20 protein-coding genes are annotated in these 25,742 nt (G+C 56.7%); 9 read left to right on the forward strand and 11 right to left on the reverse strand.

Annotated features, from left to right (window positions below):
- Nucleotides 1-2 precede the first annotated feature (2 nt).
- Entirely contained in the window at nt 3-428 is a 426-nt protein-coding gene (locus ACSSVV_RS00005; RefSeq protein WP_454105323.1) for a DUF6448 family protein, read from the forward strand.
- An 86-nt stretch (nt 429-514) separates the two neighbouring features.
- Here the strand turns inward: ACSSVV_RS00005 and ACSSVV_RS00010 are convergent, their stop codons facing one another.
- A complete protein-coding gene (locus tag ACSSVV_RS00010; RefSeq protein ID WP_023010257.1) occupies nt 515-1,339 on the reverse strand; it encodes a MipA/OmpV family protein in 825 nt (274 codons plus the stop codon).
- 205 nt (nt 1,340-1,544) lie between these two features.
- On the opposite strand from ACSSVV_RS00010, the gene ACSSVV_RS00015 reads away from it, so the two are divergent.
- A complete protein-coding gene (locus ACSSVV_RS00015; protein ID WP_023010258.1) occupies nt 1,545-2,756 on the forward strand; it encodes an MFS transporter in 1,212 nt (403 codons plus the stop codon).
- A gap of 25 nt (nt 2,757-2,781) precedes the next feature.
- Here ACSSVV_RS00015 and ACSSVV_RS00020 read toward each other — a convergent pair whose 3' ends face one another.
- On the reverse strand, nt 2,782-3,288 hold the full coding sequence (locus tag ACSSVV_RS00020; RefSeq protein ID WP_454105324.1) for a hypothetical protein: 507 nt from the start codon (nt 3,286-3,288) through the stop codon (nt 2,782-2,784).
- A gap of 171 nt (nt 3,289-3,459) precedes the next feature.
- On the opposite strand from ACSSVV_RS00020, the gene nhaD reads away from it, so the two are divergent.
- Nucleotides 3,460-4,713, forward strand: a complete 1,254-nt coding sequence (gene nhaD, locus ACSSVV_RS00025) for a sodium:proton antiporter NhaD (RefSeq protein ID WP_454105325.1) — start codon at nt 3,460-3,462, stop codon at nt 4,711-4,713.
- Nucleotides 4,714-4,764: 51 nt separating this feature from the next.
- Here nhaD and ACSSVV_RS00030 read toward each other — a convergent pair whose 3' ends face one another.
- Nucleotides 4,765-5,304: a porin family protein gene (locus tag ACSSVV_RS00030; protein WP_454105326.1), complete on the reverse strand. Its 540-nt coding sequence runs from the start codon at nt 5,302-5,304 to the stop codon at nt 4,765-4,767.
- 250 nt (nt 5,305-5,554) lie between these two features.
- Between ACSSVV_RS00030 and ACSSVV_RS00035 the strand changes: the two genes are divergently transcribed.
- Nucleotides 5,555-6,973, forward strand: a complete 1,419-nt coding sequence (locus ACSSVV_RS00035; protein WP_011784915.1) for a TrkH family potassium uptake protein — start codon at nt 5,555-5,557, stop codon at nt 6,971-6,973.
- Here the strand turns inward: ACSSVV_RS00035 and glgP (ACSSVV_RS00040) are convergent, their stop codons facing one another.
- From glgP (ACSSVV_RS00040) to glgC, 6 genes are all read right to left on the reverse strand, one after another.
- A complete protein-coding gene (glgP, locus tag ACSSVV_RS00040; RefSeq protein WP_454105327.1) occupies nt 6,974-9,478 on the reverse strand; it encodes an alpha-glucan family phosphorylase in 2,505 nt (834 codons plus the stop codon).
- Between the two features lie 13 nt (nt 9,479-9,491).
- Complete coding sequence (locus ACSSVV_RS00045; protein WP_370257148.1) at nt 9,492-9,677, reverse strand: SDR family oxidoreductase; 186 nt, start codon at nt 9,675-9,677, stop codon at nt 9,492-9,494.
- 42 nt (nt 9,678-9,719) lie between these two features.
- Nucleotides 9,720-10,082: a PilZ domain-containing protein gene (locus ACSSVV_RS00050; RefSeq protein WP_454105328.1), complete on the reverse strand. Its 363-nt coding sequence runs from the start codon at nt 10,080-10,082 to the stop codon at nt 9,720-9,722.
- Nucleotides 10,083-10,187: 105 nt separating this feature from the next.
- A complete protein-coding gene (gene malQ / locus ACSSVV_RS00055; protein ID WP_454105329.1) occupies nt 10,188-11,660 on the reverse strand; it encodes a 4-alpha-glucanotransferase in 1,473 nt (490 codons plus the stop codon).
- Nucleotides 11,657-13,369: a glycoside hydrolase gene (locus tag ACSSVV_RS00060; RefSeq protein WP_454105330.1), complete on the reverse strand. Its 1,713-nt coding sequence runs from the start codon at nt 13,367-13,369 to the stop codon at nt 11,657-11,659. The genes malQ and ACSSVV_RS00060 overlap by 4 nt, the downstream gene beginning before the upstream one ends.
- Complete coding sequence (glgC, locus tag ACSSVV_RS00065; protein ID WP_023010264.1) at nt 13,359-14,624, reverse strand: glucose-1-phosphate adenylyltransferase; 1,266 nt, start codon at nt 14,622-14,624, stop codon at nt 13,359-13,361. The genes ACSSVV_RS00060 and glgC overlap by 11 nt, the downstream gene beginning before the upstream one ends.
- 177 nt (nt 14,625-14,801) lie before the next feature.
- Between glgC and glgB the strand changes: the two genes are divergently transcribed.
- The 3 genes from glgB to glgP (ACSSVV_RS00080) are packed head-to-tail and all read left to right on the forward strand — an operon-like array spanning nt 14,802 to nt 20,745.
- Nucleotides 14,802-16,697 carry a 1,4-alpha-glucan branching protein GlgB gene (gene glgB, locus ACSSVV_RS00070; protein ID WP_023010265.1) on the forward strand — a complete coding sequence of 632 codons (1,896 nt, stop codon included), beginning with the start codon at nt 14,802-14,804 and terminating at the stop codon, nt 16,695-16,697.
- The gene (gene glgA / locus ACSSVV_RS00075) at nt 16,694-18,160 is read left to right on the forward strand and encodes a glycogen synthase GlgA (protein ID WP_023010266.1); all 1,467 of its coding nucleotides are present in this window, start codon (nt 16,694-16,696) and stop codon (nt 18,158-18,160) included. Before glgB ends, glgA begins: the two co-directional genes overlap by 4 nt.
- A 32-nt stretch (nt 18,161-18,192) precedes the next feature.
- Nucleotides 18,193-20,745, forward strand: a complete 2,553-nt coding sequence (gene glgP / locus ACSSVV_RS00080; protein WP_454105331.1) for an alpha-glucan family phosphorylase — start codon at nt 18,193-18,195, stop codon at nt 20,743-20,745.
- A 3-nt stretch (nt 20,746-20,748) separates the two neighbouring features.
- Here glgP (ACSSVV_RS00080) and ACSSVV_RS00085 read toward each other — a convergent pair whose 3' ends face one another.
- Nucleotides 20,749-21,954, reverse strand: coding sequence for a lysophospholipid acyltransferase family protein (locus ACSSVV_RS00085; protein WP_454105332.1), 1,206 nt, complete (start codon nt 21,952-21,954; stop codon nt 20,749-20,751).
- Nucleotides 21,955-22,121: 167 nt separating this feature from the next.
- Here ACSSVV_RS00085 and recQ point away from each other — a divergent pair, with 167 nt between their 5' ends.
- On the forward strand, nt 22,122-23,999 hold the full coding sequence (gene recQ, locus ACSSVV_RS00090) for a DNA helicase RecQ (RefSeq protein WP_454105333.1): 1,878 nt from the start codon (nt 22,122-22,124) through the stop codon (nt 23,997-23,999).
- Here the strand turns inward: recQ and ACSSVV_RS00095 are convergent.
- Nucleotides 23,983-24,537 carry a YiiD C-terminal domain-containing protein gene (locus ACSSVV_RS00095; protein WP_023010197.1) on the reverse strand — a complete coding sequence of 185 codons (555 nt, stop codon included), beginning with the start codon at nt 24,535-24,537 and terminating at the stop codon, nt 23,983-23,985. The genes recQ and ACSSVV_RS00095 overlap by 17 nt on opposite strands.
- 180 nt (nt 24,538-24,717) lie before the next feature.
- Here ACSSVV_RS00095 and ACSSVV_RS00100 point away from each other — a divergent pair, with 180 nt between their 5' ends.
- Complete coding sequence (locus ACSSVV_RS00100) at nt 24,718-25,644, forward strand: hypothetical protein (RefSeq protein ID WP_454105334.1); 927 nt, start codon at nt 24,718-24,720, stop codon at nt 25,642-25,644.
- Nucleotides 25,645-25,742 lie beyond the last annotated feature (98 nt).

Consider the following 25,742-nt stretch of genomic DNA (forward strand, 5'->3'; position numbering starts at 1 on the left):
CCTTGCTCAAATGGGTGCCGGCAAAGGATGAGGCCGAAATCAAAAGGGTATTCGCCGATGTGCGCCAAGTCCGCGGGCAAAGCGAAACTGCGAAACACATTGCCGATCAGCATTTGTTCTCGACGCTCGTTGAGGTTCATCGTGCCTCCGAAGGCGCACCCTTTGCGGGCATAAAGCCTTCGGGACAGATTGATCCGGGTTTAATGGCGGCGGATGCAGCGTTGGAAAACGGGCAAATTGATCGCCTCGTGGCAAATATAACCCGCAAGATCGAGGATGGCATTCGTGAGCGTTATCATGAGGCTCAGCGTGCAAGGGCCATGGTTGATCAAAGCGTTGATATGGGGCGTGACTTTGTCGCTGACTACGTCAATTACATTCACTATATAGAGGGAGTGCATGGCGCCGCTGGAGCGCAGGGCCACTGATTTTTATTTGGGAGCAGATGCAAAGCAGGCTGACGGCCTGCTTTGCCGTGGTCTTCAGTGAGCATCCCTAGTCACGCCAGCCAAACCTAAAAAACATAAATGAAGCCAACGCCTACTTCCGCCTCGTAATCGTTCCTGGAGATCGGGCTGTCTGAAACGTCACTGCCGTAGATTTCGTAAAGAGCTTCGCCGAATACCTGCCAGTTCTCGCCCAAGTAATTTCGGTAGCTGACATTAACGCCCGTTGATCTATACCCACTATCAACATCAGTTTCCGGTAGCCCCGAATCAATGGATTGTTGTGTGGTTATGCCAAAGTCCCGGTTGGCGAGCTTGCTATCGTGGAAAGTCGCGGCAGCGCCCACTTCCCAGCCAGTACCATCAGCCTGGCACGCCAAACACGTTCCTGCACCGAAAATTCCGAGCGTACCAATTTCTCCTGTTGATACGCGTCCATCCAAAAAGTAACGCCAGTCCTCTGTAAGCGAGTAACGTGCTTCCAGCAATACCGCCACGCCGGAATCCGACTCGCCTAAACCATCCAGCCTTCCATCTTCTGAGTCACCCTCTTCCCGGCCTTCTTCATACCCTATAGATGTCTGAAATAACCAGGAATCCTTCACCAACGTTCGCCACCCAACGGCTTCGCCGGCCCAGAAAAAGATGTTTTCACCGGTTCGCCACTGAACACCACCTGCGGGGTCGGCCTCAAGCTCGAACTCATCCGAACCCTCGTAAGCCGTCTCATATTCAACGCTCAGCCCAAGACCAAATCCCCAGCCATCACCGTTGGTGAAATCGTCAATAGAAGGAAGTGGAACGAGAGGCGTTCTGCTCTCTGTTGCACCTACCGGTCCCAGGCATGAGAAAGCGCCAACAAATGTGGCGACTTTAAGGGCTGCCTTTTTCATGGTTTTTCCTCTGACAAACAGTCATCGGTAATACGACTTACTCATCACAATGGATGATTATTTCTCTCCGACGATAATGCTCTCGCTAACGCGCTTTCGGGACCTTTAGCGCTCACTCATTTTGCTCCTTTCTATTTCATTCCAGAGGAATAACCTTAGAATATAAAGCTCTCGCCATCGCCAGCCATTCAACCAAGGCAGCCCAATGACAACCAGTCCAGCCGTGTACCACCTGGAAAAGCGCAACGTTGCCATTCTGGTGATCTGTCAGGTGATGTTTATGATTGCTGCGATCACCGTAATGACCCTGAGCGGCGTGGTTGGGCAGCAACTGAGTCCCGATCCAGGTCTGGCGACACTGCCGATCGCCATCATGATGCTCGGCACAGTGTTTTCCACCCTGCCCGCTTCGTTGTTCATGAAAAAAGTTGGTCGCCGTCGCGGCTTTATTATGGGCGCAGCTATCGGGGGTGCCGGCGGTGGCGGGCTGAGTTTTCTCGGCATTGCCGTTCAGTCCTTCAGCGTATTCTGCCTGGGCAGTCTTTTACTTGGGTTATACCAAGGCTTTGCGATGTATTACCGGTTCGCGGCACTGGATGTGGCCAGCCCGTCGTTCCGTAGCCGTGCGATTTCCTTTGTTCTGGCGGGCGGTGTTGTCGCCGCGTTTCTCGGACCTTGGAATGCCAGTGCCATGGGCAACCTGGTTTCAGAGGTGCCATCCGGTGGTCCGTATCTGGTCATCGCGATTCTGGCTTTGGTCGCAATCGCACTGCTAAGCCAGCTCAAAGTGCCTTATGTCGGCGAACCCCATGAAGGTGAAAGTACCCGCTCCTTGAGCGCCATTGCCCGCAGTCCTGCTTTTACCGTGGCGGTGGCCTCGGGCGCCATTGGATACGCCATTATGGTTCTGGTGATGACGGCAACGCCACTGGCAATGCGTGGTCAGTCGTTCGGAATGGATCAGGTCGCCTTTATCATGCAGTGGCATGTTCTGGGCATGTACGCGCCCTCTTTTTTTACCGGCAGTCTGATTGCCCGGTTTGGTCTAGGGCGCATTCTGGTGACCGGCTGCCTGATTCTGGTGGGCACTGCGGTCACCACGATACTGGGCACATCGCTTGTCCACTTCTGGGTTGCGCTGGTTTTGTTGGGAGTAGGATGGAACTTCCTGTTTATTGGCGGCAGCACCCTGCTCTCAACCCTGCATACGGAGGCTGAGCGAGGCAAAGTTCAGGGTATAAACGACCTGGTGATTTTTGTTTTGGTCACCATCGGTTCGCTGATGTCTGGCACCTTGCTGCATCATCTGGGTTGGGAAACTATGAATCTGCTAATGCTGGCGCCCATCGGTTGCATCGCACTTTCAGTGCTTTGGATGCGCGCCAGCAGTAAACGTAATCTCGCTTCGGCCACTTAAGGCAGGGTTTGATTCGTTTTCGGCGTTACTGGTTTCCCTGGCGCTGATTCTGAAGCATTTGCTCCATCATCAACTGCATCTGGTCCATTCGCTGTTCCATGCGTTGCAGTCGTTGGTCCTCGCTCATGGTAGTTCCGCCTTGCCGCATTCCCTGGCCGCTATTGCCAGGCCCCTGATTTTTCATCTGGCCCTGCCCTGGGTTTCGGTTACCCATGCCAGGATCCTGGCCGTTCATTCCCATGCCCTGACCCATCATGCTAGGCCCCATTCCGGACTCTCGCATAATCTGCAGGTGTTCCTGCATGCGCTCCATATGTTCCTCTCGCAAGCGTTGGCGTTCTTCTCTGGTCGTTGCATTCTGCATTTGCTGCATGGTCTGGTTCATTCGATCCATGTTCTGCTGCATTTGTTGAATCCGTTCCTGGTTCATCATTCCAGCCTGGCTCCCCTGTCCGGGCCCACCCTGGGCAAAGGTGGCGAGCGGTAGCGAAATCAGGCTGGCGCAAACCAGAGTTCTCAAACTATGTTTCATGACTTTCTCTCCCCGTTGTGACTTTTCCATCAATAACAGAAAGAGCGAATGCCCTTTTGATGTACGTCAGATTCAAGTATAGGCAGTGTTCCGTAGTTTACTAACCTTGGAGGCTCCCGCTAATGGGTTTAGAATCGCTGCCTAATCTTCCCCGGGGTTTAGGATTCCAAAATGCCGATTCTTGAAGCTGTTCTGATTGCTGTTGCCGTCCTGGCGCTGCTCGGCGTCATCTTTGAAGAAGTCATTCACGTCAACAAGGCGAAAACCACGCTGTTCTTTGGCACGCTCAGTTGGGTTCTACTGTTTCTGTTCAGTTCCGGTGCCGACGAAACCGCGGCGGTTTCCACTGGTCTGTCGGAGAGCATTGCCGAGATCGCCGGGTTATGGCTATTTCTGGTAGCGGCGATGACGTTTGTGGCCTATCTGAACAAGAAAGGCATGATTGAGAACATGATCTATCTGATCATGCCTCGGCAGGTCACCGAGCGGCGCTTACTGTTTCTGACCGGCCTGTTCTGCTTCGTGTTTTCTTCTCTGGCGGACAATATCACGGCAACGCTGGTTTCCTGCTCTCTGATTCTGTCCTTAAACCTGGAGCTGAAGAAGCGGCTGCAGTTCATTGTTTTAGTTGTGTTTGCGGTCAACTCCGGCGGTGTTTCACTAATCACGGGGGATGTCACCACGTTGATGATCTTCCTGGCAGACAAGGTAGAAATCCTGACGCTGCTGACACTCGCCATCCCCGCTTCAATCACGGTATTTCTGCTGGCCGTGCTTCTTTCAGGCGGTTTGTCCGGCACTGTTACTCTGAAAGCCAGTTCCAACGAAGTCCGAACCGTGGACGCGGTGATCGCAGGCCTCTTTCTGGTCACAATCATTGCCACCATCACCGGCAACGCGCTGTTCAGCATTCCACCGGTGCTTACCTTCCTTTTCGGGCTTTCCATCATGTTCCTGGTGTCTCGCTTCATGAGCGACGATTCGGATCTGGACCCGATTCTCGAATACATTCGGGTTATCGAGTTTGAAACCCTGCTGTTCTTCCTGGGTATCCTGCTGCTGGTGGGCATGCTCAAGGAGATTCATGCTCTGGATTCGTTGGTGGCAATTTATGATGTGATGCCGCCGGTATACGCCAACTATCTGATGGGCATCTTCTCCGCAGTCATCGACAACGTGCCTTTAACGGCTGCGCTTCTAAAATCCGGCATCAATATGAGCCCGGCGGAGTGGATGGGGTTAACCTATGCCGTTGGTGTGGGCGGTTCGTTGTTGGTAATCGGCTCTGCGGCGGGAATTGTAGCCATGAGCAAAATCGACGGGCTCACCTTCGCGGCTTATCTAAAGTACGCGTTACACCTTCTGGCCGCGTATACGGTGGGTTATGCCGGGGTCATTCTGCTTGGCTCTGTGATGAACGGCTAAAGTCGAAAAAGCCTGCGAGGTTCCACCCCGCAGGCTGTGGCTATCTTACTGTCAGAAGTTAACCTGAACACCCAGGCCGATGCCGTCTACGGTAATGTCATCGTCATCGTAATAGCGCATGTATTCGAGGTTGCCTGAGAGGTTCTGGGCAAACTTCACGTTCACGCCGGCACCGTACGAGAAATCCGAATCGTCGTCTTCCACTGAGCCAGCTTCGGCCTCAATGCGCGTGAAGCCGAAAACAGCGTACGGTGTTACCGGGCTCTCATTAACCACGTTCACCGTGCCGTAGCCACCGAAGAAGTTATCGATTTTTACGTCAACACCGCCGATTCGGTCATCATCCACGCCAAAGCCCGCCCGGGCTTCAACACCGAAATAGTCGGTGGCCATCACGCCGACCTTGCCAGACAAGGTGCCGGTGTCGGCTTCTGCCAGGCCATCGAAATCGGTTTCCATGAAGGTGTAATTCAGGCCGGCGTAGAGCCCGCCAACACCGGATTTATACATGTCCTGGGCAGACGCCAGCCCGGCAAGGGCCAGCCCGGCTGTGGCTGTTGCGATAATAAGAACCTTTCTTGTGGTCTTCATAATCTTTCTCCCTGTTCATACAGGCCTGCACGGCCTGACAGTAAACGTGCATCAGTCCGACGATTCCCGCCATAGGTGGGTTCCGTATTTACCCGTTTTTTACGTCGATTTAATTCCGGGTTAATACTTCTGTCCGGGGCCTGTTTCCTTGCGGTTGAGAAAGCCCGCGGGTATGCTGACGCCGTCTTTTGTCAGCTGGCTTGAGCGTGCCTTGAGAAACCTAGCCCCTGTCGTTTTCATTGTCAGCGTCATGTTTATACTTCTGAGTGTTTTCATGACGTTACCGGTATTACTGTTGGCTGCCACCCCCTCCGGTGCACCCAATGCCATTGCGTTTGCCGAATCGGCGGCTATTGTCTGCGTGCTTGGTGTTCTGGGGCTGTTGCTGACGTACCGTGAACCCCGTGAACTGAAACCTCGCTATATGTTCGTGCTCACGGTCTCCAGCTGGTTTGTCATCGCCCTTCTATCTGCCCTTCCCTTTTACCTGAGCGATAACGACATCTCGGCGGCCGATGCGTTTTTTGAGGGCACCTCTGGCATCACCACCACGGGGGCGACGGTGTTCACCGGCCTGGACACGATGGACAAGGATCTGCTGCTCTGGCGCTCGATCCTTCAATGGCTGGGCGGTATCGGGATTATCGGCATGTTCGTTGCCGTACTGCCTTTCCTGCGAGTGGGCGGGATGCGCCTGTTCGCCACCGAATCGTCTGAGTGGACAGAAAAGGCGTTGCCACGTATGAAAACCCTCAGCCGAGGCCTGCTGTTGGTGTATCTGGTGTTTTCCGTGGTTGCGGTTGTTACCTACTGGCTGTCCGGTATGTCTCTCTTTGACGCGTTCAACCATGGCCTGACCAGCATCGCCACGGGCGGTTTTTCAACCTCAGATTTGTCTATGGGCAAGTTCAGCGATCTTATCCTGCTGGAAGCCACTTTTTTCATGATCATCGGCAGCCTGCCGTTCTTCCTGTTTGTGCGGGAAATGCACGGCCAGCATGGGGTTCTTTTCCGTGACCAGCAGGTTCGTCTGTTCCTGGGAATTCTGTTTGCGGTGCCGGCGATGCTCACGCTCTATCGCTGGTGGGTCTCCCCGGTACCCTTCGACCCGATTCACAATTACGCAGCCACGCTTTTTAATGTAACTTCCGTTGTTACGACCACGGGCTATGCGTCTGAAGACTACTCCGCCTGGGGCCCACTGGCTTTTGTGGTGTTTTTCTTCCTGATGTTTGTGGGCGGTTGTTCGGGTTCAACGGCCGGGGGCATGAAAATCTTCCGGTTCCAGCTATCGCTGATCATTCTGCGGGAGCAGTTGATGCGCCTGTTGCACCCGCGGGCTGTGTTCACCCGTAATTACAACGGCCGTGCCGTCAGCGACGAGATCATCTCCTCGATGATTGCCTACACCTTCATCTTCCTGTTGTGTCTGCTGGTGATCACCGTGTTGCTGGCGTCTCTGCAGCTCGACTTTGTCACAGCCCTTTCAGGCGCCCTCACCTCGCTGACCAACGTTGGTCCTGGCCTTGGCGATATCATTGGCCCCGCCGGCAACTTCTCGCCCCTGCCCGATGCCGCCAAGTGGATTCTGTCCGTAGGCATGTTGATGGGTCGACTGGAAATCCTGAGCGTGGTGATTGTGCTCTCACCGGGCTTCTGGCGTGGCTGATCAGCGCAACCAGAGGATGTGAGCGTCTTCCAGCGGCAGGTTCAGCTTTGGCTCGTGACTGCGGATGCGAGGGGTGTAGTGTTCACGGGGGCGTGCTGGCACGGAGCAGTAGTAACGGTAAGTCTGTTCGGCTTCCGGTAGCGGCCCGGTAAGTGCCATAGGCTGCACCAGGCGTGGGCCGAAGGTTGAGGCCTCTGCCACCAGTTCCACGGCAACCAGTTCCGGGCTCAGGCCATCCAGATACACATCCAGATCAACCCGCAGCTCTTGCCCTTCCTCCCGGGCGTCCATTGCACCAAATCTCAGGCGAGGCCAGTGTCGGGCTATGGTTTCTTTCACTGAAACAAGTTTGCCGGCCCCTTCCGCGGTGCGCTCAGCGCCCTGCGCTACCATGGGCAGATAGAATTCCGTGACATACTCCCTCACCATGCGGTTGGCTGAGTATTGTGCGGTTAATTCGTTCATGCTGGCTCGGATTCTGGCCAGCCAGTTGGCCGGTAATCCCTGTTCATTGCGCTGGTAAAACTCCGGTACAACCTGATTTTCCAGCAACTGATAGAGTTCTTCGGCATCCGCCTCGTCGTGTTTATCCGTCTGGCTCAACTCCTCGAAGGTGGCTCCCGGGCGAATGGCCCAGCCCAGCTCAGGCTGCCAGGCTTCCGCCCACCAGCCATCATATTGCGACAGGTTCAAACCACCATTAACCAGTACCTTCATGCCGCTGGTACCGCAGGCTTCCCAGGGATGGCGCGGGCAATTCAGCCACACATCCACGCCCTGAATAAGTTCACTGGCAACGGCCATATCGTAGTCTTCAATGAACACCACTCGCCCTTCCACCTCTGGCAACCGGGTGAACTGCTTCCAACGCTTGATGATGGCCTTGCCTTCACTGTCGTGGGGGTGGGCCTTGCCCGCCAATACAATCTGCAGCGGCCGGTCCCGGTTGCTGAGGAGTCGAATCAGTCGTTCCGGATCTGTCAGCAGCAAGTCCGGGCGTTTGTAATCGGTAAAGCGGCGGGCAAAGCCCAGGGTCAGGGATTCGGTATCCAGCAGTAAGCCACAGGCTGCTTCCCGGCTGTTGCCGTAGTTGTGTTCGCAGTGCTGGCTCTGCAGTCGCTCTCGCAGGTAATAAACCAGCCGATGCCTCTGGTTTCTGCGCATCTGCCAGAGATCGTGGTCCCTGGTATCTCGCAGTGGGCACAGGTCCGTCATGGGCTGTCGCCACCGGTCCTGGCCACAGGCCGACGTCCATAATTCGTCCGCTTCCGGGGAGTCCCAACTGGGGGTATGCACGCCGTTGGTCACGTATTCTGCCGGCACATCAGCGGCCGGCCAGCGCCCGAACCAGGGCTGAAAAATGGATTGGGTAACCTGTTTGTGAATCTGGCTGACCCCGTTAAAACGCCCGCTCATACCCAGCGCAAGCCCCGACATGTTCAAATCGCTTGAACCACCATTGGCAACGGTCAGTATGGTCTCCAGCGGCTGGCCGATTTCCTGCAACCAGGGCTCCAGGTACAATCGGGCAAGTTTCGCCGGGAACCGGTCAAAACCAGCAGCTACTGAAGTGTGGGTGGTAAAAAGGTTGGTGGCTCTGGTTGCCAGCCGCGCCACTTCAAAACTGGTCTCATTCTGCTGTTGCCAGTGCACGGCGCGCTCAACCAACGCCAATGCGCTGTGGCCTTCGTTAATGTGGCACAAAGCAGGTTTGCGCCCCAATTGTGCCAACAAGCGCCAGCCGCCAATTCCAAGCACCATTTCCTGTTGCAGGCGTTTTTCCGGATCGCCGCTGTAGAGCTCGCTGGTAATACCCCGGTCGCCGGGCTCATTCCGGGGGTCATTGCTGTCGAGCAGCAACAATTCACAGCGCCCCACCTGTCCTTTCCAGGCCCTCAGGCGAACTGTACGGCCGGGAAAAGGTACGTTTACCCTTGCCCATTCTCCGCTGCTGTCCCGTAACGGAGTAACCGGGAGCATGGTCGGATCGTTATAGGGGTGAAACTCCAGCTGTTCCCCCTCAGCGTTCAGGGCCTGCCGGAAATAGCCCTGCTGGTAGAGCAAGCCCACGGCTGTGACCGGTACACCCAGATCGCTGGAAGCCTTCAGGAAATCGCCGGCCAGTACGCCCAGGCCGCCGCTGTATAACGGCAGGGATTCCGACACCCCATACTCCATGCAGAACCAGGCGACGCCAGTGGCCAGCTGGTTTCCGCAGTTTTCAGAATACCAGGTCGGGCACTGGTTGAAGGCCTCATGGCGATTCAGTTGTTGCTGGTACCGGGTCAGGAATTCCGGGTCTTCGGCCAGCTGTTGCAGCCGCTCTGCCGAAGCGCTGTTCAGCACCAGCCAGGCGTTGTGGGTTGCCTCCCAGATTTCTTCATCGAGCTGCCGCCACAACTGATCACATCCGTGGTGCCAGCTCCACTGCAGATCCAGTGCAATCGCCATCAGCCCAGACAACTGTGCTGGCAGGGCCCTCATGGTATACGCGGCCAGAGTCATGGGGCTTCAGCCGTTAATGCGCGGTATAGCCGCCGTCGATAACCAGTTCGCTCCCGGTCATGAATTTGGACTCATCGGATGCGAGGAAGACAATGCCCCAGGCAATGTCGTCCGGCTCGCCCATCCGTTCAACCGTCGCTTTGCCAATGCCCAGTGCGCCGCCGGTTACTGCAGCTACTTTGCCTTCAAGTCGTGCCATGTCAGTCGTCCCTTACAGAGTCAGTTCTTGTCTTTATTGAAGTCAGTGCATTTGCTTGCGAACTCGCCCGACAAGAAGGTCTGTAGACGCCTGTTCCTGCAGGCAGGCAATCAGTTCAGAAATTGTCAGCGCATCGTTCTCAACGCCGTCAAAATCAACCCCCAGACCGCCATCATCAGTCCTAACCACATGGGCGCTCAGTGTGCAGTGCCCCCGCTCCGAACGTTCCGGAAACCGGAAGGACAGCTCGATCGTCTGGTTCAGCCTCACATCCGAATAATCGGTCGCAATAAACAGACCACGCCTGGAAGCGTCCCGGATCATACCAGTCGCTACTGGCATGCCACGTTTGTAGACCAGAATGGGCAACCCGCCTTCTACTCGTTGGCTTAGCCGATGTTCCATGCCGTTTCCTCCTGTCAGCTTGCCGAGTGGATACCGCAACTCCTCCACTTTACACCTGATCAAATATTAACCATCTTGATTCTGATCAAGAGGGTGATCACTCGGCTATCGACCGTATAGGTTCACAATATTTCTCAGCCCTGGCAGGTCGATCCTCGCTCGATAATCCTCGGGTAAGGTCCATTTCCAGTTACCCTGGATCGTGCCAGGCATGTTGAAGCGTGCCTCGGATCCGAGAGCCAAAAGATCCTGTATCGGAACGATCACCAGTCGTGATACCGAGCCCATCGCAGCCTGTATCACGGGCCATGGCATATCCGGGCCGTTAATTCTCAGATACCGGTTAACATGCTCCCGGGTTCGCTCATCCAGGCTCTGGTACCAGCCCAGTGTGGTGTCATTGTCGTGGGTGCCGGTATAGACCAGATCCCATTCCTTGTGGTTATGCAATAGATGGGGGTTGGCGGCGCTGCCATCAAAACCGAATTGTATGACGGTCATACCCGGTAGCCGGAAACGGTGTCGAAGGGCTTCCACATCTTCCCCGATGATGCCGAGGTTCTCGGCAACCAGTGGCAAACGGGGTAACTCCCGGAAGCAGGTTTCCAGAAAATCATCGGCCGGGCCCGGCACCCAGTAGCCATCGACCGGGCGCGGATTCTCCGCCGGAATCTCCCAGTAAGCCTGCAGCCCCCGGAAATGGTCAATTCTAAGGAGATCGAACCGTTCCTGCTGGCTGGCCAGGCGCTGCACCCACCAGTGGTATCGGTCCTCCGCCATTCGCTGCCAGTCGAATAGCGGGTTTCCCCAGTGCTGACCCTCGGGGGAGAAATAGTCCGGGGGCACCCCGGCAACCACTCTGGGCTTACCTTCACCATCAAGCTTGTACAGGTGGGGTGCGGCCCAGACATCAGCGCTGTCGTGAGCGACGAAAATGGGGATGTCGCCAAATAGCCAGATGCCCCTTTCGGCCGCGTAATGACGCACCGCTGTCCATTGTATGAAAAACAGGTACTGCTCCAGGCACACCCGTTGCAATGTACTTTGGTGGGACTCTCTCAGGGCTTCCAGGGCTGTCGGCTTGTGATCGCGCAGGTCTTCCGGCCAGTCCAGCCAGTTCACCCCTGGAAACGCCTCTCTGGCTGTCATGAACAGCGCAAAATCATCCAGCCACTGATGATGCTCCAGAAAATTCTGGTAAGCCTGTGCGTTGAGGGCTTCTGACTCACGATAGCAACCGGCATGGAATCGCTGGCTGGCATGTTCCAGGGCTTCGGTACGGGTAAAGGCGGTAAGTTCCTGGCTGTCGAGAAGACCGGGCGCCACCAGTTCCTCAAGGTCGATCAGAACGGGGTTCCCGGCATGGGCCGAGAGCGACTGGTACGGCGAAAGGTCTGCATGAGTGGGCCCCAATGGCAGTGTCTGCCACACCGTGATGCCTGCCTCGGCCAGAACATCCACAAACTGCCGGGCAGCGGCGCCCAGCTTGCCGGAAACGCCAGGTAATGCGGTCGGGTGCAACAGCACACCGGCACGCCGCCTTGCCAGAACCGGATTGGATGGCATTTCTACAGTCATGAATCGGCCTCATGCCCCGGCCGCATGGCACCGCCCTTGGCGGGCTCCCCTCCACCCTGGCTCAGGGGCTGGAACAGGCTGGACGGCGCCGGGTAGCCAATACGCTCATACAGGTTGGCCAGGTGCCGGCGATACAGCTGCTCGAAATCCCGAACCACCGCTGCCGGGTTGTAATCGCCAAACCACCAGAACCAGTCCGAGCCCTCACACAATCCGAGCTGATGTGAGGCCGCCTGCTTCTGGTCCGTGTTGAGGGAGCCATTATCCAGCGCCCGGTCAAAATGCTGCTTGGCCTCGCACAGCAGGTCCCAGGCCCGGTTTTTGTCGGGATCGCCTATCCAGGTGGAAAAGGTTCCATAAATCCAGCTTCCAGCCACCAGTTCCGGGAGTTGCACAGGCTCTGTGTAATGCTCTTCCTGAAGGGTCGAATAAGTGGTCAGTCGCAGTTTCGGGTGTTTCTCAAGCACACGGTACAGCTCGTCAAGAAAATGGAAGCCGTTCTCCGGGTAGTACTCCCAGGCATTCTCGCCGTCCAGAATCACTGAGATCACCGGTTTCTTGTCTTCTCTGGCGATGTTTTCCATGTGATGCACCAGGTCGCCAACCGCGTCCCTGGCGTGCCAGTCGGCATAGGTAAAACCAATCAGATCCGATAATCCATCGTCACGAAAAAAAGCGGTTACATTGGCATCGTTAAACCGGTACGGATGATGGATGCTGGCATCTTCAGGCAAGGATTTGTTCGTCCTGGCCTTGTTGATGCTGTTATTGATGACTGAATCACCGGAAGCGGTCCATCGAAAGCCTTGCTCGCCAAGCAACAGCAGCGTGGCCTGGCTCAACCCACCTTCAGATGCCCAGCAACCCGCAGGTTCGGTGCCGAAAAAGCGCTTGAAGGCTCGCCTGCCCTCGGCCAGATGCCAGATGGCCCGCTCTTTCCCGCCCGGATAGTGATCATGCTCCGGAAGCGCGATCTCCGGCATCGCTTCTCTGGCGGAACTGAAACTCAGCAACAAGGGCACGATGGGATGGGCCCAGGGGCTCATGGCCAGCTCCACCTGCCCGGTATGCGCGAGGTGCCGATAGCGCGGGCCAATGCTGGCCATCAATTCCGCAATAACCCCCAGCAATGCCTTACGGTCGTCCAGTGTGTACTGATGCGCCTTTTCCTGAAGGCTTTGCACCACACCATGCTTGCGACGCACGGTTTCTGCCATCCAACCCAGGTGATACCACACCAGCAGATCAGCGAGGAACTGGGTGGAAAGATAACGCTGTAGGTCTGGCCGGGTTCGGTACAGATGGGCCACTTCCGCCAACCGGTCATATGCGGGAAAACGTTTGATAATGCGTTCGGCATTGGCTCTCAGGCACTTTTCCATCAAATCCAGGAATGCCGGTGAGCCGGGTTCCGGCAGTGCCGGATTAACCAAAGCCGCAAGCAGAGGATCGCCGATGGTTTGCCCGCCATGGCGCCAGCGCTCGATGTGATACAGGTAGGTTTCAATCTGTTCCAGCAGCACGGGGGCAAAATTCACCACCGCCCGGGCATCCGGGTGGGCTTCCAGGTGGGCGGCCATGTCCACGTAGTCTTTAATGCAGTGGAGGTAGACCCAGGGAAAAAGAAACTGCCCGTTGCCGTGATCCTGATAGTCCGGTTGGTGCATGTGCCAGCACAGCACCACCGGCGTACGGTTGTCAGAGGCCATGGGGATAATCCTGCCCGAGCATCTCGGGGGTAACCAGCACTACACCTTTTGACGACACGTGAAAGCGTTTCTCGTCTGCCTTCCGGTCGAAGCCGATCCGGGTGCCTTCCGGAATACGGCATCCGCGATCAATCACTGCTTTTCGAATATGGCAATCCCGACCGATGTCTACATCCGGAAAAACCACCGTATCCTGGATATCGCTGAATGAATGCACCCTGACCTGGGAGAATAACAACGAGTGGCGAACGCGGGCGCCGGAAACGATGCAACCGCCGGCCACCATGGAATCCACCGCTGTGCCCCGGCGATTGTCGTCGTCGAAGACAAATTTGGCAGGAGGCAGCTGCTCCTGATAAGTCCAGATAGGCCAGTCCGAATCGTAAAGGTTCAGTTCCGGGCTGATGTCGATCAGCTCCAGATTTGCCTGCCACAGAGAGTCGATGGTGCCGACATCGCGCCAGTAAGCAACCTTGTTGTTGATCGGATCCCGGAATGGGAAAGCAGCAACCCGGTGGCGCTTGATTACCGAGGGAATAATATCCTTGCCGAAGTCGTGGGAGGAATTGCCGTCCATCTTATGATCCCGCAGCAGCTCGTCAAACAGAACCGCCGTGCTGAATACGTAAATACCCATCGAGACCAATGCTGTACCGGGTTTACCCGGCATGGCCTTGGGATTGGCCGGCTTTTCCTCGAATTCGGTAATGCGTAAATCTTCATCCACCGACATCACCCCGAACGCCGAAGCTTCTTCGACGGGCACCTCAATACAGCCCACGGTAATATCCGCCTCCTGTTCCACGTGGGCAGCCAGCATGGTGCCGTAATCCATTTTGTAGACATGGTCACCTGCCAGAATCAACACGTACTCCGGCTGGTGGCTGCGAATGATGTCCAGGTTCTGCAGTACGGCGTCTGCTGTGCCCTCGTACCAGGAGGTCTCAATGCGCTGCTGGGCTGGCAACAGTTCCACAAATTCGTCCAGTTCCCCCCGCAGGAATCCCCAGCCGCGCTGAATGTGACGGATCAGTGAGTGGGATTTGTACTGGGTAATGACGCCTACCTGGCCAATGCCGGAGTTGATGCAGTTGGACAACGGGAAATCGATAATCCTGAACTTACCCCCGAAGGGAACGGCGGGCTTGGCTCGCCATTTGGTGAGGTCGTGAAGCCGTGAGCCCCTGCCGCCAGCCAGCACCAGGGCCAGGGTTTGACGAGTAAGACGACTGACGAAACGCTTGGCGGTTTGCATAGCAGCTTCCCTGTTTAAACCGGATACGCGCCGACACAAATTTGACGTTTGCTCTTGCAGAAAAACACTATCATTGAATTATGACGTACAATTGTCTTAGGTCATATTTTGTACAAACGCAAAAACGATTGATGGTCTAACCTCTGGTTTCCACTTTTGTTCAGGAATCTGTGGTCTATGGAAAGCCCCGCCCTGAGTGAGTTCGACCTGCACCTGTTTGCCGAAGGCAGGCACTGGCATATCTACAATGTGCTGGGTGCCCACCTTGGGAATCAGCGAGGAATCGAAGGCGCGCGTTTTGCCGTTTGGGCACCCAACGCCCAGGCCGTGAGTGTGATCGGCGACTTCAACGACTGGGACAGCGGCCGTCATCCCATGGCGGTTAACAAAGATTATGGTGTCTGGTCGGTATTCATTGGGGGAGTAAAGCCGGGAGACCTTTACAAGTTTGCCATCACAACCCGAAACGGCCACGACATCACCAAAACCGATCCCTACGGTCAGGCCTTTGAGCACCGGCCTTCCAATGCCGCAGTGGTGACCGAGCGGGGGAAATACGCCTGGGGCGACGGCGACTGGCTTGAGGGCAGAAACCGGTTCGACTGGCAGCGGAGCCCTGTTTCTGTCTATGAGGTACACCCTGGCTCCTGGCGCCATCACGGTTCCGGGCGCTGGCTGACCTATCGGGAGCTGGCCGATCAGTTGGTGCCCTACGTGTTGGAAACCGGCTTTACGCATATTGAGCTACTCCCGATTACCGAGCACCCGCTGGACGAATCCTGGGGTTACCAGACTACCGGCTATTACGCCCCCACCAGCCGTTATGGCAGCCCGGATGATCTTCGATATCTGGTCGACCTGTGTCATCAGAACAACATCGGCGTGATTCTCGATTGGGTGCCGGGGCATTTCCCCGATGACGACTTCGCCCTCGCCGAATTTGATGGCACGGCACTCTATGAACATGAAGATCCCCGCCGCGGGCGTCACCAGGATTGGGGCACGCTCATCTACAACTACGGTCGCCACGAAGTCCGGAACTTTCTCATAGGCAGTGCGCTTTTCTGGCTGGATACCTTTCACATGGACGGGCTACGGGTGGATGCCGTTGCCTCCATGCTGTACCTGAACTACTCCCGGAATGAGGGTGAATGGCTGCCGAACGAACATGGCGGCCATGAGAATCTGGAGGCGATCCGTTTCCTCCAGGATCTGAACCGGGTGTGCCAGAGCAGGTTTCCGGGTGTACTGATGATGGCGGAAGAGTCCACGTCCTGGCCCAGGGTGACCCGGCCTCCGGAAATTGGCGGGCTCGGTTTCAACCTGAAATGGAACATGGGATGGATGCACGACACCCTGCATTACCTGCAACAGGATCCGGTGTATCGCCAGTATCACCATGACAAGCTCACCTTTGGTTTGCTTTACGCTTTTTCGGAAAATTTCGTGCTGCCGCTATCCCACGACGAAGTCGTACACGGCAAATCCAGCCTGATTCAGAAAATGCCGGGAGATGACTGGCAGCAGAGGGCCTCGCTGCGCCTGCTGTTCAGCTACATGTTTGCCTACCCCGGCGCGAAGCTGCTGTTCATGGGGGGTGAATTCGGCCAGCGCCAGGAGTGGAGCGAACGCCGTGAGCTGGACTGGTATCTATTGCAATACCCGGAGCACCAGGGGCTGCGAAAACTGATCCAGGACCTTAACGGCCTCTATCGGCTATACCCGGCCCTGTATCGAAAAAGTTTTACCGGTGAAGGATTCGAGTGGATTGACTGCCACGATTCCACCCAATCCGTGATCAGTTTTCTACGGATTGCCGGCTCACCGGAGCATGGGGCGCTGGTGGTTGTTGCCAACTTTACACCCGTGCCCAGGCATCACTACCGTATAGGCCTGCCTGGCGGAGGCAACTGGCAGGAAGTTTTTAATTCAGACTCCACCTGGTATGGCGGCAGCAACCTCGGCAACCCCCTGCCCTTGCAAGCTGAGCCCACACCCTGGATGGCCCGACCGTGCTCCCTGGAGTTAACACTCCCGCCCCTGGGGCTGGTTATGTTGAGGCCCGCGCCATGACCCGGGTGCTGTTTGCTACCAGTGAGGTTTTTCCTCTCGTGAAAACCGGGGGGCTGGCCGATGTTTCCGCCAGCCTTCCTGAGGCACTCTGCCGTCTGGGCTACGACTGTCAGGTTCTGCTACCCGGCTATCCTGCTGCACTGAAGGCAGCGCGAGAGGGTGGCGCCCGCAGGAAAACCCGGTTCCGGTATGGTCAGTATGATGTCTCCCTGTGGCAAACCCGTCTGCCGGGTACGGCGGTAACTCTGTGGTTGGTGGATTGCCCGGCTCTTTTCGATCGTGCTGGCGACAGCCCCTATCAGAATGAAAATGGTGAAGACTGGTGGGACAATGCTCACCGGTTTCACTTGTTCGGGCGAATTGGAGCTATGTTGGCACTTGGGCAACTGGGTCTGGCGTGGCGCCCGGACATCGTTCACTGCAACGACTGGCAATCCGCACTGATTCCGGTGTTCCTGGCGGACAGTCAGGATGCCCCGAAAACCGTGTTCACCATCCACAATCTTGCTTACCAGGGGCTGTTTTCCCATGAGACCTTTCGGGCCCTGGGCCTGCCCGATTCCCTGTGGCGCTACGAGTTCCTGGAATTCCACGGCCAACTTTCCTTTATCAAAGGTGGGCTGGTGTTCAGCGATGCCATCACCACCGTGAGCCCCAGCTACGCCGATGAAATCCAGACACCCTGGTTCGGTAATGGCCTGGACGGCTTGTTGCGCCACAAATCCGCCAGGCTGAAGGGCATTCTCAATGGCATTGATACCCGCCAATGGAACCCGGAAGACGACCCGCACCTGGAGTTTCACTACGGCGCGGACTACCCCGCCAACAAATCACAATGCCAGGCAAGGCTGCAGCAGGAACTCGGGCTGGAGGTTTGCGGGGCTCCATTGCTGGGGTTCGTCGGGCGCCTGGTGGAACAGAAAGGGCTCGACTGGCTGCTCGGGGTCATCAAGCCATTACTGGAACGAGGATGTCAGTTTGCCCTGCTCGGCTCCGGCGAACACCACTACCAGGAAAGCCTGAAAGCCATGGTTCGTGAATGGCCCGGGCAATGTTCACTCACGCTCGGTTACAACGAAGGCCTGGCACACCGGATAACCGCCGGGGCCGATATTTTCCTGATGCCTTCCCGGTTTGAACCCTGCGGCCTGAACCAGATGTACAGCCTGAGATACGGCACCGTACCTGTGGTGCACGGCGTCGGCGGCCTTAACGATACGGTGTTTGACCCCAATGAGGAAACACCGGAACAAGCCAATGGTTTTGTGTTTCGTGAGGCGACGCCAGACGCATTACATGCCGCCATTACCCGTGCGCTGGCAGCGCGGGAGGACCGGAAAACCTGGCGCAAATTGCAGGAAAACGGCATGAAAGGCGACTATTCCTGGAAGAACCGGGCCGGCGAATACGCGGCCCTTTACCGGAACCTCATTGCCGGCAACGACCGGATACATGAAGACTGACACGGTGCCCCTGGCCCAAGGAGGTCATCACCATGCACACCGCAACTGAATTCCGGCTGGAAGCCCGCCCCAGACTACCAGAAGCACTGGAACGACTTGATACGCTGGCCAATGACCTGTTCTACAGCTGGGATCATGGCGTGCGCAGCCTGTTCGCGCGGATTGATCTCCGTCTCTGGCAAAAAGTGGAGCACAACCCGAAACTGTTCCTGCGACGGGTGGCCCAGGCCCGGCTCGATCAGGCATCGGAAGACCGCGCCTTTCTCGCCGAATACCGGCGAGTATTGTCCGCTTACGACGCTTATCTTGAATCCCAACCCGGCACCGAAGTGCTGGAGGCCCTGAATCCTGAAGATAGCCTTGTGGCCTACTTTTGCGCCGAGTTCGGGTTTCACGAGAGTTTCCCGATCTACTCCGGAGGCCTTGGCATACTGGCTGGTGACCATTGCAAGGCGGCCAGTGACCTGGGGCTGCCCTTTGTCGCCGTTGGGCTACTGTATCAGCAGGGCTATTTCATTCAGACCATTGATGCCCAAGGGCACCAGATTGCCCGTTATCAGTGCCATTCCAGCGATGAGCTGCCAATCACGCCGGTAGAGGTAGATGGCAATGCACTGACCGTCTCTGTGCCCTTCCCAGGGCGCGAAGTGCATGCACGGGTTTGGCTGGCCCGGGTCGGGCATATTTCCCTGTACCTGCTGGACACCAACACCGGTGAAAACAACGATGAGGACCGGGAGCTGACACTCCAGCTTTATGGCGGCGACTCCGCCACCCGCATCAGCCAGGAAATGTTGCTTGGCATTGGAGGCACCCGGGTTCTGGCGGCCCTGGGTATCCAGCCTACGGTGTGGCATATCAACGAGGGCCACGCAGCCTTCCAGATACTGGAACGTTGCCGTATGGCCATGGCCGAAGGGCTGTCTTTTGGTGCCGCCCTTGAGTCGGTAGCCGGATGCACCTTGTTTACCACCCATACTCCAGTGCCGGCGGGCCACGATATCTTCCCCCGCGACCTGGTGGAGCACTTCCTGTCGCCTTTCCTGGACCACTCCGGGCTGGAATTCGATGCCGTTTTCGGGCTGGGCAGCAAAAACGGTGATCAAAGCTTCAATATGACGAGTCTCGGCCTTCGGGGCTCCCGGTTTCATAACGGCGTAAGCCGGATTCACGGCGGTGTAGCCGCTCGGATGGAAGGCGATATCTGGCCACAGATACCGGCGGCCGAGAACCCTCTTGGCTACATTACCAATGGTGTTCATGTACCAACTTTCCTGGCGCCGGAATGGGCAAGTCTGTTCGATATCCAGGCGCCAACCTGGAAAAGTGAACTGAGAAACCCGACATTCTGGCAGTTCATCGACAAGATCCCGGACTACCATTACTGGAGCGTTCACAAGGCCCTGAAACAGCAGATGGCCGAGTTCATCGTGCGGCGCCTGAAACGCCAGCACAAGCGCAATGGCACGGGCCATTCAGTGACTGAGCGGATGGCCCGCAGGCTGGTATCGCCGGAAAATGACGCGCTGGTGGTCGGCTTCGCCCGCCGCTTTGCTACCTACAAGCGAGCTACGCTGATCTTCTCCGATCTGCCCCGCCTGGAACGGCTGCTCACCAATCCGGAGCAGCCGGTTGTGCTGGTATTTGCCGGCAAGGCCCATCCCCAGGACAAACCCGGGCAACAGCTGATCAAGGTCATACACGACCTCTCCATGCAGTCCAACCTGATGGGGCACATTATTCTGTTGGAGGATTATGATCAGGCCATGGCGCGCCGGCTGCTGAGCGGTGTTGATGTCTGGCTCAACACGCCGGAATACCCCAAGGAAGCCAGCGGCACCTCTGGTGAGAAAGCAGCCGTTAATGGTGCCCTGAACCTGAGCGTGCTGGACGGCTGGTGGGGTGAAGGCTACGACGAAACCAATGGCTGGGCGATTACGCCGCGCGACACCGAACTGGATGTAGAATTTCGCAACCGCGAGGAAGCCCGGGACCTGTTGGACCTGCTGGAGCGGGAAGTGATTCCGCTCTATTACAACCGAGCCTCACAGGGCTACTCCCAGGGCTGGGTAAGCCGTTCCAAAGCGTCCATGAAAACCATTACGCCCCGGTTCAATGCCCAGCGTATGGTGATGGACTATGTTCGCAACTATTATCAGCCAGCCACCCGGCAGGGCGCGCGGTTGAGAGACAACAATGCCGCACTGGCGCAGGAGCTGGCAGAGTGGAAAGCCCGGGTGCACGAGGCCTGGAACGGCGTGTCCATCCATGTGGACGGCTGCGTGTCAGATCGCTGTCACTGGGATGAATCCGTGGAGCTGAAAGTATCGGTGGCGCTGAATGGTCTGGCGCCCGATGATGTACGGGTGGAATGCCTGGTCGAGCCTGAGTGCACCGGCACTCACACTGGCCCCGGGCCCGACGCATTTGTGCTGGAAGCCAGCGGAGAGAAAGACGGTAAGACCCTGTTCAAAACCCGGATCCAGCCACCCTACCCGGGGTTGCAAACACTGCGATTGCGCATCTATCCGCACCACAAGGCGCTAACCCACCCGCTGGAGATTGGGGCCATGCTCTGGGCATGACACTTAGTCGGTAGTCGGGTTCAGCGGTTGCTCGTTGTTATTCGCGGCCAGTGCATTGACCACCGGATTGGCATACATATCCAGCAAATAAGGGCGGATCGCCGGTTCGCAGGCCTCCAGCCGGCGCTCCATTTCTGCCGTGGCAGCGTCCATATCGGCCGGAGACCAGGTCTCGGCGGTTACCACGCTCTCACTCACGCTGCCCGGAGTCTCATGGGCATCCGGGTGAACTCCCCGCATCTGGTACGCCACCAGATTGGAGGCGTGCAGGTGGTAATTGGCGTGCATTTCATGGTCAATGCGTGCGGCCAGTGCTTTCGGGTTGTCCGGTGAATCGGCAATCGGGGCCCCGAAATGGACATGAACGTGGCCTTTATAGCCCGTCAGTCCTTTAACGATCTGGTCTGTGTCCTCGCCTTCGGCCTTCTGATAGGCGCCAGTCCGGCCCCGCACTTCCAGTTCTTTGGCCTTGTCGGCATCGCAGGGGTCGTATTCGTAGGCAATAGATACCGGCACGATGTGAAGACGGTTCATGGCTTCATCGAACGCCAGCCCGGATTTTTTCCGGCTCATGTAGAACATCTTGATGATCGCCGGGTCGGTAGCGTCAATGCCGTCTTTCGCGCGGCCTTCGCGCTGAGCAATCCAGATGCTGTGATTGGTATCAATGCTGTGATTGATGAAGCCGGAAAGCGTGAGGTAGGCATCGCGCATTTCCCTTGGGCTGGTCATGTTACGGCGCACCACAAAACTCTTGTTCAGCCGCATCATTTCCGCAAACACCCGATTGGAGAGCAGGTTGTCGCCAATTGCAATCCGGGTTGTGTGGAAGCCGTTCTGGAACAGCAGGTAGTTGACCACCATCGGGTCAAAAACAATGTCCCGGTGATTGGAAATAAACAGATGGGCGCTGTTCTTGCTGAGATTTTCCAGGCCACTGAGGGTGACGCGGGTGGTGGTATTTTCCACCAGTTCTCCGACGTATTTCGAAACCCCGGCCTGCATATCATCTACACGGGTGTAATGCCCGAAATGGCCGACCAGCCAGCGGCGAATAAACATCCTCAGAACGCCCGGCGCCCATTTTGCAACGGTTGGCGACTTGAACCGCCCAACCATATCCAGGAATTCCCGGTCGTTAACCAACCTCTGGATGGTTGGCGCGGTCTCTTCATCCGAATAGGGACGGATTGCGTCAAATTCCTGCATGCAAGCCCTGTTATTGTTCGCAGCGTTGATCACAGTGTACGAAAGGGGCGCTATTGTATCCTTTCTCTTGCCGGTTTGCCTCCACCCGAATGGCCAGTTGACCAAACATCCGGAAGGATCTGGTAGAATCGCGCTGCTTAATCACTCCGCCACGAGCTGACCACTGAATGTACATGGACCAGGACTTCGACCAACTCGCCACTGAACCACCCACCGCTGCGGGCCGAAATCCGGAGCAGGTTCTGCACGAGGTATTTGGTTACGAGAGTTTTCGGCCACTGCAGGGGGATATTGTCCGGGAAGTGGTCAACGGCGGTGATGCCCTTGTGTTGATGCCCACCGGGGGTGGTAAATCCCTATGTTATCAGGTGCCCGCTCTGGTTCGGCCCGGCACCGCTATTGTTATCTCACCGCTGATCGCGCTTATGCAGGATCAGGTGGCGGCGTTGCGGGAGCTTGGAGTGAAAGCGGCGTTCCTGAATTCCACCATGGATTTCGAACAGGCCCGTGCCACCGAATACGCCCTGGCGACCGGCGAGCTTGACCTGCTCTATTGCGCTCCGGAACGGCTGATTCAGCCGCGAACCATTGAGCTGCTGCATAACGCGTCCCTGTCGTTGTTTGCCATAGACGAGGCTCACTGCGTCTCCCAGTGGGGGCACGATTTCCGGTCCGACTACCTTCAACTGAGCATGCTGGCCCAGGAATTTCCCGGCATCCCCCGTATCGCACTGACAGCGACCGCTGATGAGCGCACGCGAAAAGAGATTGCGGAACGGCTGTCGCTGACCACCGCCCGGCATTTCATCAGTGGCTTTGATCGTCCCAACATTCAGTATCGGATTACGCCAAAGACCAACGCAAACAAGCAGTTGTTGGACTTTATTAAAGCAGAGCATGAAGGTGATTGCGGTATTGTCTATTGCTTGTCCCGAAACAAGGTCGATGCCACAGCCCGATTACTGAGCAGCAAGGGCTATACCGCACTGCCCTACCATGCCGGGCTAAGCGCTGAAGACCGCGCCCGCAATCAGGATCGTTTTCTCAGGGAAGATGGCGTTATTGTGGTGGCAACCATTGCCTTTGGCATGGGCATCGATAAACCTGATGTGCGTTTTGTCGCCCACCTGGACCTCCCCAAAAGCCTGGAAGCCTATTACCAGGAAACGGGCCGGGCGGGCCGGGATGGCAAACCGTCCACCGCGTGGATGGTCTATGGCCTGCAGGATGTCATCAAACTCCGGCAGATGCTGGAGGCCTCTCAGGGTAACGATCAGTTCAAGCGGGTTGAGCGACAGAAGCTGGATGCCATGCTTGGGCTGTGCGAAGTGACCCAGTGCCGGCGACAAGTGTTGTTGCACTATTTTGGAGACAACCTGGAGGCTCCCTGCGGAAACTGCGATACCTGCCTGAACCCTCCGGAAACCTGGGATGGCACGGTGGCGGTGCAGAAGGCCCTCTCCTGCGTCTACCGCACCGGCCAGCGCTTTGGCGTTAACTATGTCATTGATGTACTTCGCGGGTCAGAGAATGAACGAATCCTGCAATCCGGCCACCAGGCGATCACCACCTATGGTATCGGTCAGGAACTGTCCGCGAACGAATGGAAATCGGTATTCCGGCAACTGGTGGCGAATGGCTACCTGCGGGCAGACCCGGAAGGCTATGGCGCGCTTCAGCTAACCGAGCGATGCCGCCCCCTGCTCAAGGGCGCACAGGCAATTGAACTGCGGAAAGACCCGGTGGTCCGCAAAACCGCTGGTGGTAAGTCATCAACCAGCCGCCGGAGCGGCCAGAACGTGCGGGACCAGATTACCGACCACGCCGGGTGGGATGCGTTGCGGGCCTGCCGCAAAGAGCTGGCGGACAAGCAGGGCGTGCCGCCCTACGTGATCTTCCATGACACAACCCTTTTCGACATGCTTGAACGCCGCCCTTCCACCCTGGAGGAGCTGGCCGAGGTCAGCGGCGTGGGCGCCGCCAAGCTGGAAAAGTATGGCGACGCTTTCCTGCAGGCGCTACGCTCTATCAATCCTGAGGCTTGAAACCCTTCTTGCGCACCCGATAATGGGCGATGGAGGTGGCGACGTGGTTGCCTTCTTCATCTCTCAGAATACCTTCCAGAGTGAATTTGGCCCTGCCGGTGGCGTCTGCATCGGCAAGGATGGCAGCCACCGCCTCTGGTGGTAGTTCAAATTCCACGGTCACATCAGAATTGGCCGGCTGCAGAAACTCCAGAGTCATTTCCTTCAGGATTGGCGTGTAGGCAGGGCCAAGGTCGAAAAGGGTTAACACCCCACCGGGAATCTCCGCCACCAGGAAATAGGCCCCAGCATACAGGCTACCAAAGTGGTTTTTATTGCCCTTGAGGCGCACGCGAGCTTTGACGTAGCCCGGGCGAAGCTCCTCAACACTGAAGTGATTACGGGGCGCGAACGGTATCGCCATGCCAATAATGCGGTTAACCGCGGCATAACTGCCGGTCTTCTTGAGCCATTCCAGCGGTTGCAGCAGCGTCGCCTTGGGGTCACTGGAGCTTACCCATTGGCCGGCGGTGCCAATCAGAGAATCAATAAGAGCCATAAAGCCATATCCTGAAGTACAGAAAAGGCGATCTTTACAGTCAGATACGGCTACTTCAAGAATCTTTTACAGTTTTTTTGAAACCTGTACGTTTCGATTAACGCTTTCTGATCTAAGCTGTAGCCATTGTCTGTAACGTTACCGTTGCTTGCAGCCGGATAACAGGGAAAGGGCACGCAGTTGTACACATTCAATAAAATGATAGCGCGCCTCTGGCCAGTTCTGGCGCTTGCGGCGTGCATTCACGTTCAGCCAACGGCTGCGTCCGAATCCGAATCGGCTCTCACACGAGACTACATACTCTGGTACCGCAACTACGATAACCCGGCCATTCGCAATCTGGTTGAACTCGCATTGCGCAAAACCTCGGAGTACGGTGAGTTCCAGATTATCCGCAGTGAAGAAATAAGCCAGGGGCGCGCCCTTAGGGAATTGGCTAACCCTCAGAGCCGGATTCTGGATATTGCTAACGTGGCGACGTCAGAGGAACGGGAAACGTTTCTCAACGCCATTCCGGTGCCTGTGGACGGTGGCTTGCTCGGGTTCAGAGTATGTATGGTGTTGCCGGAACAGCTCAGCCTGTTTGAGGGGGTGTCCAGCCTGGACGACCTGCGCAAGCGAGATATCCGTATTGGCCAGGGCGCGCACTGGCCAGACACCCCGATTCTCGAAGCTAACGGCATTACCGTGATCACCCATACTCGCTATGAAATACTGTTTGGCATGCTGCGCAACAAACGCTTCGACTGTTATGCCCGCGGGGTGAGCGAAGTGCTTTTCGACCTCGAGCATAACAAAGCCGACGACCTGGTGATCGAGCCTAACATACTGCTGGCCTACGCCATGCCATCCTACCTTTTTGTGGCGCCGGACGATCACGAGACCGCACAACGGCTGCAGCTGGGGCTGGAGCGAGCCATTCTGGACGGCAGCTTCGCGGTGTATCTGAAAAACTGGTTTGGTAGAGCCGTACCGTCACTGGGCCTTGATCGGCGCACAATAATCACGCTGGAGAACCCATATCTTAGTGAAGAATCCAGATATGTCGGGCGTCGAACCCTGGAAAACCTGGAGCGCCGTGTTGAGCTACTGAGTGTCGAAGACTAGCGGGCCATCCCTGGCCGGCACGAATTACACCCGGAAACGCGTTACCTTGTCATTCAGCACTCTGCCGATGGTCTCGATATGGCCGCTGTATACATCGT

Source organism: Marinobacter sp. MBR-105, assembly GCF_053628895.1.

Excerpts from the sequence above, each read along its gene's own strand:
- glgB (WP_023010265.1), top strand. The coding sequence starts at position 14,802 with ATGGAAAGCCCCGCCCTGAGTGAGTTCGACCTGCACCTGTTTGCCGAA.
- malQ (WP_454105329.1), bottom strand. The coding sequence starts at position 11,660 with ATGACTGTAGAAATGCCATCCAATCCGGTTCTGGCAAGGCGGCGTGCC.
- ACSSVV_RS00050 (WP_454105328.1), bottom strand. The coding sequence starts at position 10,082 with ATGGAACATCGGCTAAGCCAACGAGTAGAAGGCGGGTTGCCCATTCTG.
- ACSSVV_RS00030 (WP_454105326.1), bottom strand. The coding sequence starts at position 5,304 with ATGAAGACCACAAGAAAGGTTCTTATTATCGCAACAGCCACAGCCGGG.
- ACSSVV_RS00015 (WP_023010258.1), top strand. The coding sequence starts at position 1,545 with ATGACAACCAGTCCAGCCGTGTACCACCTGGAAAAGCGCAACGTTGCC.
- ACSSVV_RS00060 (WP_454105330.1), bottom strand. The coding sequence starts at position 13,369 with ATGGCCTCTGACAACCGTACGCCGGTGGTGCTGTGCTGGCACATGCAC.
- ACSSVV_RS00010 (WP_023010257.1), bottom strand. The coding sequence starts at position 1,339 with ATGAAAAAGGCAGCCCTTAAAGTCGCCACATTTGTTGGCGCTTTCTCA.
- ACSSVV_RS00020 (WP_454105324.1), bottom strand. The coding sequence starts at position 3,288 with ATGAAACATAGTTTGAGAACTCTGGTTTGCGCCAGCCTGATTTCGCTA.
- glgP (WP_454105331.1), top strand. The coding sequence starts at position 18,193 with ATGCACACCGCAACTGAATTCCGGCTGGAAGCCCGCCCCAGACTACCA.
- ACSSVV_RS00085 (WP_454105332.1), bottom strand. The coding sequence starts at position 21,954 with ATGCAGGAATTTGACGCAATCCGTCCCTATTCGGATGAAGAGACCGCG.
- glgA (WP_023010266.1), top strand. The coding sequence starts at position 16,694 with ATGACCCGGGTGCTGTTTGCTACCAGTGAGGTTTTTCCTCTCGTGAAA.
- ACSSVV_RS00095 (WP_023010197.1), bottom strand. The coding sequence starts at position 24,537 with ATGGCTCTTATTGATTCTCTGATTGGCACCGCCGGCCAATGGGTAAGC.
- glgC (WP_023010264.1), bottom strand. The coding sequence starts at position 14,624 with ATGCAAACCGCCAAGCGTTTCGTCAGTCGTCTTACTCGTCAAACCCTG.
- recQ (WP_454105333.1), top strand. The coding sequence starts at position 22,122 with ATGTACATGGACCAGGACTTCGACCAACTCGCCACTGAACCACCCACC.
- ACSSVV_RS00045 (WP_370257148.1), bottom strand. The coding sequence starts at position 9,677 with ATGGCACGACTTGAAGGCAAAGTAGCTGCAGTAACCGGCGGCGCACTG.
- ACSSVV_RS00035 (WP_011784915.1), top strand. The coding sequence starts at position 5,555 with ATGTTTATACTTCTGAGTGTTTTCATGACGTTACCGGTATTACTGTTG.
- glgP (WP_454105327.1), bottom strand. The coding sequence starts at position 9,478 with ATGACTCTGGCCGCGTATACCATGAGGGCCCTGCCAGCACAGTTGTCT.
- nhaD (WP_454105325.1), top strand. The coding sequence starts at position 3,460 with ATGCCGATTCTTGAAGCTGTTCTGATTGCTGTTGCCGTCCTGGCGCTG.